Annotated in this window: 2 protein-coding genes; both read left to right on the plus strand. The window is 35.0% G+C overall.

Going from position 1 to position 2,623, the window contains the following annotated elements:
• Positions 1-9: 9 nt before the first annotated feature.
• A complete protein-coding gene (thrS, locus tag Q0A18_RS06245; protein ID WP_292009289.1) occupies positions 10-1,929 on the plus strand; it encodes a threonine--tRNA ligase in 1,920 nt (639 codons plus the stop codon).
• A 104-nt stretch (positions 1,930-2,033) separates the two neighbouring features.
• Positions 2,034-2,534, plus strand: a complete 501-nt coding sequence (gene infC / locus Q0A18_RS06250; protein ID WP_292009288.1) for a translation initiation factor IF-3 — start codon at positions 2,034-2,036, stop codon at positions 2,532-2,534.
• Positions 2,535-2,623: the final 89 nt, after the last annotated feature.

Here is a 2,623-nt window from a genome sequence, read left to right on the forward strand (position 1 = left end):
AGTAAAAACATGATAAAAATTACACTTCCTGACCAAAGTGTCAAAGAATTCGAAGGAGAAGTTACTCCTCTAGATGTGGCAAAATCTATAAGTGAGGGATTGGCTAGAAATACCATTTCCGCAATTATTAATGGAAAACAAGTAGAGACGACCACACCTATAACAACGGATTCTACAGTGCAATTGCTAACATGGAATGATGATCTTGGAAAGAAAGCTTTCTGGCACTCTTCGGCCCACCTTTTGGCGCAGGCTATTCTTGAATTCTATCCAAATGCGAAACTAACTATCGGTCCGGCTATTGAAAATGGATTCTATTATGATGTGGATTTTGGTGAAGAAAATTTATCTGAAAAAGATTTTGAAAAGATTGAGAAGAAAATATTAGAGAATGCCAAAAAAGGCTCAACTTTCTCTTTATATCCGGTTTCTAAAGATGAAGCACTAAAAACATATGCTGACAACCCTTATAAAGTAGAATTGATCTCTAATCTTAATGATGGTGAAATCACTTTTGTAACTCATGATAACTTTACTGATTTATGTCGTGGAGGACATATTCCTAATACAGGAATTGTAAAAGCAGTGAAGATTTTAAATGCAGCAGGAGCTTATTGGAGAGGAAATGAAAAAAATCCTCAGTTAACAAGAGTATATGGAATTTCATTCCCTAAGCAGAAAGAGCTTACAGAATATCTGGAAAGATTAGAAGAAGCAAAAAGAAGAGATCACAGAAAATTAGGTAAAGAATTAGGAATATTTGCTTTCTCTGAAAAAGTAGGTGCTGGTTTACCGCTTTGGTTGCCAAAAGGAACAGCTTTAAGAAAAAAATTAGAAAATTTCCTTTCCGAAGCACAGAAAAAAGGCGGCTATGAATTTGTAATGTCTCCTCACATCGGTGCTAAGGAATTATATGTAACTTCTGGACACTGGGATAAATATGGAGCGGATAGTTTCCAACCTATTAAAACTCCTAATGAAGGAGAAGAATTTTTACTAAAACCGATGAACTGTCCTCACCACTGTGAAATTTATAAAACCTCACAATGGAGTTACAGAGATTTACCAAAAAGATATGCAGAGTTCGGAACTGTTTATAGATATGAGCAAAGTGGAGAACTTCATGGATTAACAAGAGTTCGTGGATTTACTCAGGATGATGCTCACCTTTTCTGTACTCCGGATCAACTCTCTGAAGAATTTGAAAAAGTAATTGATTTAACTTTATATGTATTTAAGTCTTTAGGATTTGAAGACTTTGTAACTCAGGTTTCATTAAGAGATCCTGAGAACAAAGAAAAATATATCGGCAGTGATGAAAACTGGGAAAAAGCAGAGAATGCCATCATCAATGCTGCTGAAAAGAAAGGATTAAAAACAGTTGTAGAATATGGAGAAGCAGCATTTTATGGTCCTAAGCTGGATTTCATGGTAAAAGATGCATTGGGAAGAAAATGGCAGCTGGGAACAATTCAGGTGGACTATAATCTGCCGGAAAGATTTGATCTTCACTATACAGGGAATGATAACGAAAAGCACCGACCTGTAATGATCCACAGAGCTCCTTTCGGTTCTATGGAACGTTTTATCGCAATCCTTCTTGAAAATACAGCCGGAGATTTCCCTTTATGGTTAAGTCCCGATCAGTATATTATTTTACCAATTAGTGAAAAATATGTAGATTATGCGAAAAAAGTTTCACAATTTTTAGAAAATAACGATATTAGTGGTCAAATTGATGACAGGAATGAGAAGACCGGGAAAAAGATCCGCGATGCTGAATTGAAGAAGATTCCTTTCATGATTGTGGTAGGAGAAAATGAAGAACAAAATGGCACAATTTCTGTAAGAAGACGTGGCGAAGGTGATCTTGGAACAATGACTATCGAAGAGTTTACCACTTATTTTAAGAAAGAAGCAGCTATATAATTAGCTCATTTAAAAGAAGAATTTAACCAATAAAATTTAATACAATAGCACAAAGATTTAACAACAGGGGCCCACAAAGACGTCCGGTACAAGAGGACTTACACTTGATCAACGATAAAATTCGTGTGAAAGAGCTTCGTTTGGTGGGAGACAACGTAGAGCCGGGAGTATATCCAATTGAGAAAGCAAGACAAATTGCAGCAGATCAGGAATTGGACTTAGTAGTAATCTCCGATAAGGCAGAACCGTATATTGCAAGAATATTAGAATATAAAAAATTCTTATATGAGCAAAAGAAAAAACAGAAGGAACTTAAGGCTAAGCAGGTAAAAGTAGTTGTAAAAGAGATCCGTTTCGGACCTCAGACAGATGACCACGATTATGAATTTAAAAAGAAGCATGCTGAAAAATTCCTTGAAGAAGGTTCAAAATTAAAAACCTACGTATTTTTTAAAGGACGTTCAATTATTTTTAAAGATCAGGGAGAAATTCTGCTTTTAAAATTAGCCCAGGAACTTGAGCATGTTGGAAAAGTAGATCAGCTTCCTAAGCTTGAAGGAAAGAGAATGATTATGATGATGAGTCCTAAAAAAGCAATTAAATAAGTTATAAGATTTACACATCTAATACTTTAAATAAATTTCCAATAAACGGTTGTAAAACTTTTACAACCGTTTACTTTTTAATAGCTCAC

The sequence above is a fragment of the Chryseobacterium sp. genome (genome assembly GCF_022712095.1).
Taxonomy (GTDB): Bacteria; Bacteroidota; Bacteroidia; order Flavobacteriales; family Weeksellaceae; genus Chryseobacterium.